7 protein-coding genes are annotated in these 6,464 nt (G+C 70.1%); 1 reads left to right on the forward strand and 6 read right to left on the reverse strand.

Annotated elements, in window-relative coordinates; all coding sequences use genetic code 11:
• Nucleotides 1-2 precede the first annotated feature (2 nt).
• From AB0N16_RS34230 to AB0N16_RS34250, 5 genes are all read right to left on the reverse strand, one after another.
• Nucleotides 3-704, reverse strand: coding sequence for a phenylalanine--tRNA ligase beta subunit-related protein (locus AB0N16_RS34230; protein WP_365803577.1), 702 nt, complete (start codon nucleotides 702-704; stop codon nucleotides 3-5).
• A 10-nt stretch (nucleotides 705-714) separates the two neighbouring features.
• On the reverse strand, nucleotides 715-1,308 hold the full coding sequence (locus AB0N16_RS34235) for a transglutaminase domain-containing protein (protein ID WP_365803579.1): 594 nt from the start codon (nucleotides 1,306-1,308) through the stop codon (nucleotides 715-717).
• Between the two features lie 86 nt (nucleotides 1,309-1,394).
• Nucleotides 1,395-2,465, reverse strand: coding sequence for a low specificity L-threonine aldolase (locus AB0N16_RS34240; RefSeq protein WP_365803582.1), 1,071 nt, complete (start codon nucleotides 2,463-2,465; stop codon nucleotides 1,395-1,397).
• Complete coding sequence (locus AB0N16_RS34245) at nucleotides 2,462-3,211, reverse strand: SDR family oxidoreductase (protein ID WP_365803584.1); 750 nt, start codon at nucleotides 3,209-3,211, stop codon at nucleotides 2,462-2,464. The genes AB0N16_RS34240 and AB0N16_RS34245 overlap by 4 nt, the downstream gene beginning before the upstream one ends.
• A gap of 59 nt (nucleotides 3,212-3,270) precedes the next feature.
• Nucleotides 3,271-4,668: a DUF6421 family protein gene (locus AB0N16_RS34250; RefSeq protein WP_365803586.1), complete on the reverse strand. Its 1,398-nt coding sequence runs from the start codon at nucleotides 4,666-4,668 to the stop codon at nucleotides 3,271-3,273.
• Nucleotides 4,669-5,080: 412 nt separating this feature from the next.
• Between AB0N16_RS34250 and AB0N16_RS34255 the strand changes: the two genes are divergently transcribed.
• Entirely contained in the window at nucleotides 5,081-5,764 is a 684-nt protein-coding gene (locus tag AB0N16_RS34255; RefSeq protein WP_365803588.1) for a glycerophosphodiester phosphodiesterase family protein, read from the forward strand.
• 4 nt (nucleotides 5,765-5,768) lie between these two features.
• On the opposite strand, the gene AB0N16_RS34260 is transcribed toward AB0N16_RS34255, so the two are convergent.
• Complete coding sequence (locus AB0N16_RS34260) at nucleotides 5,769-6,305, reverse strand: GNAT family N-acetyltransferase (protein WP_365803590.1); 537 nt, start codon at nucleotides 6,303-6,305, stop codon at nucleotides 5,769-5,771.
• Between the last annotated feature and the right edge of the window lie 159 nt (nucleotides 6,306-6,464).

A 6,464-nucleotide genomic window follows, 5' to 3' on the forward strand; every position in this document is an offset into this window, starting at 1 on the left:
CCTCACCCCGCCGACTCGGGCGCCCGCACCTCGACAGCCGCCCCTGGGCTGAACTTCTCCAACAGCTCGGCGAGTTCGGCGCCCGCCGCCTCGACCTCGGCGACCGGCATCGGGGCGAGGCTCTCCAGCAGGAAGACGGCGGAGGTCGTCCGCTCGGTCAGCCGGGTGCGGGGACCCTGGCGCCAGTTCCAGCGGCGGCAGGTGACGCCCGCCGCGTCGCACCACACGACCTCGCCGGCGTCCGGGCGCTCGACGACCTCCGCGCCGCCCGCGACCGTCACGAAGTCCTCCTCGCCCGTGGCGCGCACGAGGCGCATCCCGCCCTGGATGAGGTCGAGGTCCTCGCCGCCGACGGGGATCAGGTGGGCGACGCTGATGGCGTTGTAGAGGTCCACCAGCAGGTTGATGCGGGGCAGGCCGCCGTCCGCGAGGGCCCGCTTGGCCAGCGCTTCGGCGGAGTTCCGGGTACGGGACGGCTTGGATCCGAACGCCGTGTAGGCCGCGCGCCAGGCCGCCATGTGCGGGTCCTCGTGCGGGGCGCGCCCGTCGAGGCGTACCGCGAGCCGTCGGGCCGCGTCGTCGAGGAGGGCCGAACTCGCCTCGGTGCTGGGCCCGTTGACCAGTCCGTAGGCCTCGATCGCGAGGTGCGTGAAGCCGGGCGCGAGGGCGCGCACCTCGTCGGACACGGTGAGCGTGAGAGTCATCTGCCTTGCCTCAGAGTGCGGTGGGGAGCGTCTTCCACAGGTACGGGCGGTCGGGCGCCGCTGTCAGCGCGCCGAGCACGGCCGGGTGAGGTTCAGCGTACAGGACCGGATAGTCCACCTCATTGCACTCCGGGTCGGGGGTCCAGGCCAGCCGCTCGCCGTCGAGGGAGAACCGGGCGTCGACGCCGGGCTTGTTGCCGCGCGGGTCCTGGCGGTGCCAGGCCCCGTTGAAGCGGACGGCGACCAGTCCGTGCACGACGTGGCCGGTTCCGTCGTCGTCCGCCAGCCGCTGGTAGCACAGGGCGGTGGGGATGTCCTCGGCGCGCAGCAGGGCGGCGAGGGCGTGGGCCTTGGCGTAGCAGATGCCGGTGCGCCGCTCCAGCACGTCCGAGGCCCGCCAGGTGACCCGGGGATCGCCGGCGTCGGCGGAGTGCGGGATGGCGTCCCGCACGAATTCGTAGGCGGCCCGCGCATAGGCATACGAGTCCTCGGCTCCCGCCGCCAGCCGGGCGGCCGCCTCCCGGACCACGGGATGATGATGGTCGATGACCTCGTCAGCGGCCAAGTACGCGGACAGGTCAGCGGTGTTCTGGATCAGCTCCATGGGAGCAGAGCATAGAAATGCGATCACCCGAGCGTCAATGACTTTTCAGGTGACCGCATATCTATGCAATGGGCGAAAGGCCCCGGCTAGCGCGCCATCTCCTCCTTGAGCGCCGCCACGAACGCGTCCACGTCCTCCTCGGTCGTGTCGAAGGCGCACATCCAGCGCACGTCCCCGGCCGCCTCGTCCCAGAAGTAGAACCGGAAGCGCTTCTGCAGCCGCAGGCTCACATCGTGCGGGAGCCGCGCGAAGACCCCGTTGGCCTGCACCGGGTGGAGGATCTCCACGCCGTGCACGGCCCGGACGCCCTCGGCGAGGCGCTGGGCCATCTCGTTGGCGTGCCGGGCGTTGCGCAGCCACAGGTCCTTGGCGAGCAGCGCCTCCAGCTGCACCGACACGAAGCGCATCTTGGAGGCGAGCTGCATGGACAGCTTGCGCAGGTGCTTCATGTGGCTGACGGCGTCCTGGTTGATCACCACGACCGCCTCGCCGAACACCGCGCCGTTCTTGGTACCGCCCAGGGAGAGGATGTCGACGCCGACGGCGTTGGTGAACGTGCGCATCGGGACGTCCAGGGAGGCCGCCGCGTTGGCTATCCGGGAGCCGTCCAGGTGCACCTTCATGCCGTGGGCGTGGGCGTGCTCGCAGATCGCGCGGATCTCGTCCGGCGTGTAGAGGGTGCCCAGCTCGGTGCTCTGGGTGATGGACACCACCTGCGGCATCGCGCGGTGCTCGTCGTCCCAGCCGTACGCCTGCCGGTCGATGAGCTCCGGGGTGAGCTTGCCGTCGGGGGTGGGCACGGTGAGCAGCTTGAGGCCGCCCATGCGCTCGGGGGCACCGCCCTCGTCGACGTTGATGTGCGCGCTCTCGGCGCAGATCACCGCACCCCAGCGGTCGGTGACCGCCTGGAGCGCGACGACGTTCGCGCCGGTGCCGTTGAAGACCGGGAAGGCCTCCGCGGTCGCGCCGAAGTGGCCGCGGACGATCCGCTGGAGGTTCTCGGTGTACTCGTCCTCGCCGTACGCCACCTGGTGGCCGCCGTTGGCCAGGGCCAGGGCGGCCAGTACCTCGGCATGGGCTCCGGCGTAGTTGTCACTGGCGAAACCGCGGACCTGCGGGTCGTGGTGGCGGCGCGCGTCGGTCTTGGGAGGGTTCACGGCTTCTCGGTCAGCCACAGACGGTTTCCGTTCACTTCGGCGGCGGACTTGCTCCAGACGCCCTCGACGGCCTCGGCCAGCTCCTTGACGTCCGTGAAACCCGCGAACTTCGCGTTGGGCCGCTCGGCGCGCATCGCGTCGTGCACCAACGCCTTCACCACCAGAATGGCAGCGGCGGAGGTCGGGCCCGCCTCACCCCCGGCCTTGCGGAAGCCGTCGGCCATGGCGAGCGTCCACGCCTCGGCGGCGGCCTTGGCGGCGGAGTACGCGGCGTTCCCGGCGGTGGGCTTCGAGGCGCCGGCGGCACTGATCAGCACGTACCGCCCGCGGTCGCTGCGCTGCAGGCCGTCGTAGAAGGCCAGGGAGGTGTGCTGGACGGTGCGGATCAGCAGCTTCTCCAGCAGGTCCCAGTCCGCGAGGTCGGTCTCGGCGAAGTTGGCGCTGCCGCGCCAGCCACCGACCAGGTGGACGAGGCCGTCGATCCGGTCGTGGTCCTTCTCGATACGGTCGGCCCAGGCCCGGGTCGAGTCCAGGTCGAGCAGGTCGACCGTCTCACCGGTGACCACGGCACCGCCGCCCGCGTAGCGGGCCGCGTCCACGGCCTCCGCCAGGCGCTCGGGATTGTTGTCGGCGCCGACGACGGTCGCGCCCGCCTCCGCCAGCCTGACCAGGGTCGCGTGCCCGGCGGGTCCGCCCGCCCCGGCCACCGCGATCACCGCACCACTGAGAGACCCGTTGCCCGCCATGTGCTTCCCCTCTTGAGCAGTGTTCCGCAGATCTTGAGCAGTGTTCCGCAACCGGTCGCTCACGCGGCGACCGGCTCGGCGCTGTCCGCCGTGATGCCCTTGGTCTCGGCGATCACGTTCTTCAGCTTCTTGGACAGGGCCTCGTAGAACATGCTCAGCGGAAACTCGTCGGGAAGCACGTCGTCCACGAGCTTGCGCGGCGGCAGCGTCAGGTCGAGGGCGTCCGGGCCCTTGGCCCACTTGGAGCCGGGGTGCGGGGCGAGGTAGGTGGCGACCAGCTCGTAGCCGGCGAACCAGTGGACGAGCTTCGGGCGGTCGATGCCGTCCTTGTACAGCTTCTCGATCTCGGCGCACAGCTGGTTGGTGACCTGCGGGGCTCGCTCCCAGTCGATGGAGAGCCGGTTGTCGGTCCAGCGGACCACGTCGTGCTTGTGCAGGTAGGCGAAGAGCAGCTGGCCGCCGAGCCCGTCGTAGTTGCGGACGCGGTCGCCGGTGACCGGGAAGCGGAACATGCGGTCGAAGAGCACCGCGTACTGCACGTCACGGGCCTGCGGGACACCGTCGGCCGCCAGCTTCACGGCCTCCTTGAAGGCGGTGAGGTCGCAGCGCAGCTCCTCCAGGCCGTACATCCAGAACGGCTGGCGCTGCTTGATCATGAACGGGTCGAACGGCAGGTCGCCGTGGCTGTGGGTGCGGTCGTGGACCATGTCCCACAGCACGAAGGCCTCTTCGCAGCGCTTCTGGTCGTGGACCATCGCGGCGATGTCGTCAGGGAGTTCAAGGCCCAGGATGTCGACGGCCGCGTCGGTGACCCGGCGGAAGCGGGCGGCCTCGCGGTCGCAGAAGATACCGCCCCAGGAGAATCGTTCCGGCGCCTGGCGCACGGCGATGGTCTCAGGGAAGAGGACGGCGGAGTTGGTGTCGTAGCCGGGCGTGAAGTCCTCGAACGTGATGCCGCAGAACAGCGGGTTGTCGTACCGGGTGCGCTCCAGCTCGGCCAGCCAGTCGGGCCAGACCATGCGCAGCACGACCGCCTCCAGATTGCGGTCCGGGTTGCCGTTCTGGGTGTACATCGGGAAGACGACCAGGTGCTGGAGGCCGTGGGCGCGGCTCGCGGCGGGCTGGAAGGCCAGCAGCGAGTCGAGGAAGTCGGGCACCTGGAAACCGCCGACCGCCCAGCGCCGCAGGTCGGTCACCAGGGCACGGTGGTAGTCGGCGTCGTGCGGGAGCAGCGCGGACAGTTCCTCGACGGCCGCGATCACCTGGTCGACGGCCCGCTCGGCGTCGGCGCGGCCTGGGCCGTTCTCGGCGTCGAAGTCGATCGACCCGTCCTTGGCCTGCCATGGCCGGATCCGCTCCACCCCATCCTTGAGCACGGGCCATGCCGGGTGCTCGACCACCCTGGTCACGGGAGGAACCCGCTCCTCCGAACCCACCTGCACAAGAATTTCCGTCATGACCCATCCTCCACGGGAGCACCTCGCGTAAGGACACCGTATGCATACGGGCTTTCTCCCAGCAAGGGGCCCCTCGGGAAATTATCCTGCGGCACTCCATCTTCACCGCGCTTTTTCCTGTCTAAAACCGTGAAGGCGCTCACATTCACTACGACCGGTGACGAGGGGTCAGTTCCCGGGCACCGCATGGATCCGGCCGGTCAATACCCGGCGGGACGCGCCCACCCCCGGGTGACCGCCGACAGGGGTACGAGCCAGACACCGCGCGCCCCGCGCGCCAATCCCCCGTGTACGTACGGGTTCATCGTGACGAGCGGCCATTAGGCTGCGCCCAGCCGCATGGACAGCGACGTCCCGTCGTACGGTCCGCGCGCGTGCACCCCCGCCGCCGTCGACGGAAGCGAGTTGAATCTTGAACTTCCTTACCATCGGTCACCGCGGAGTCATGGGCGTCGAGCCCGAGAACACCCTCCGTTCCTTCGTCGCCGCCCAGCAGGCCGGCCTCGACCTGATCGAACTCGATCTGCACCTCAGCAAGGACGGCGCCCTGGTCGTCATGCACGACGCGGAGGTCGACCGCACGACCGACGGCACCGGCCCGATCGCCGAGAAGACCCTGGAGGAGCTGCGCACCCTGGACGCGGGCCGCGGTGAGCGGGTGCCGGTGTTCGAGGAAGTCCTGGACGCGGTACGGACGCCGTTGCAGGCCGAGATCAAGGATGTGGTCGCGGCCCGCGCACTGGCCGAGCTGATGCGGCGAAGGGACCTGGTGTCCCGGGTGGAGGTGTCCTCGTTCCATGACGAGGCCGTCGCCGAGATCGCCCGGCTGGTGCCGGGCGTGCGCACCGCGCTGATCGCCAGCCGCTACGGCCCCGACGTGGTGGAGCGGGCCCGGGAGGCGGGGGCGGCGACCCTCTGCCTCAACATCCGGCGGCTGACCCTGGAGGTCGTCGAGCAAGCCCGCAAGGCGGACCTCAGGGTGATCGGCTGGGTGGTGAACACCCAGGACGACCTGCGGCTGGTGCGCGCCCTCCAGCTGGACGGCGCGACGACCGACTACCCGGAGATCAAACGCACCGCCCGCTTCACCGCGTGAGCCGTCACACCAGTGGCTTGACCAGCAGCTCGAACTGCAGGTCGGCGCGTTGCGGGATACCGAAGCGCTCGTCGCCGTACGGGAACGGCGTCATCTTTCCCGTACGGCGGTAACCGCGCCGCTCGTACCAGGCGATCAGGTCGTCGCGCACGGAGATCACCGTCATGTGCATCTCCGTGGCGGCCCAGTCATGCCTGGCCTGGCGCTCCGCCTCGGCGATGACGACTTTGCCGAGGCCGGCGCCCTGGAGGTCGGGGCTGACCGCGAACATGCCGAAGTAGGCGTGGGTGCCCCGGTGTTCCAGCTGGCAGCAGGCGACGACCCGGCCGTCCCTTTCGACGACGAGCAGCTTGCCGTCCGGCGCCTTGATCACTTCGAGGACGCCGTCGGGGTCGGTGCGCTGCCCTTCCAGGATGTCCGCCTCGGTGGTCCAGCCGACCCGGCTGGCGTCACCCCGGTACGCCGACTCGATCAGCGTGACCAGCGCGTCCACGTCGGCGTCGGTGGCGTCGCGGAAGGTCAGTCCGGCGGCGTTCTCCATGGGCGGGCTCTCCGATCTCAGGCAGGTTGAACCGGCCACGAGCCTAGGCCCTGTCGTCAAATTCCCGTCGTCCGCCCGAAGGGCGGGCCCCGCGGCGTCAGGTGCGTGCTCTGGGCGTGCCGGGCCCTGAGCCTCGTACTGGACGTACTTGGGTCAGGG

This window comes from Streptomyces sp. NPDC051105 (genome assembly GCF_040682795.1).
In the GTDB taxonomy this organism is placed as follows: Bacteria; Actinomycetota; Actinomycetes; order Streptomycetales; family Streptomycetaceae; genus Streptomyces.

Coding starts and splice junctions, on each gene's coding strand:
- AB0N16_RS34230 (WP_365803577.1), bottom strand. CDS start 704: ATGACTCTCACGCTCACCGTGTCCGACGAGGTGCGCGCCCTCGCGCCC.
- AB0N16_RS34235 (WP_365803579.1), bottom strand. CDS start 1,308: ATGGAGCTGATCCAGAACACCGCTGACCTGTCCGCGTACTTGGCCGCT.
- AB0N16_RS34245 (WP_365803584.1), bottom strand. CDS start 3,211: ATGGCGGGCAACGGGTCTCTCAGTGGTGCGGTGATCGCGGTGGCCGGG.
- AB0N16_RS34250 (WP_365803586.1), bottom strand. CDS start 4,668: ATGACGGAAATTCTTGTGCAGGTGGGTTCGGAGGAGCGGGTTCCTCCC.
- AB0N16_RS34260 (WP_365803590.1), bottom strand. CDS start 6,305: ATGGAGAACGCCGCCGGACTGACCTTCCGCGACGCCACCGACGCCGAC.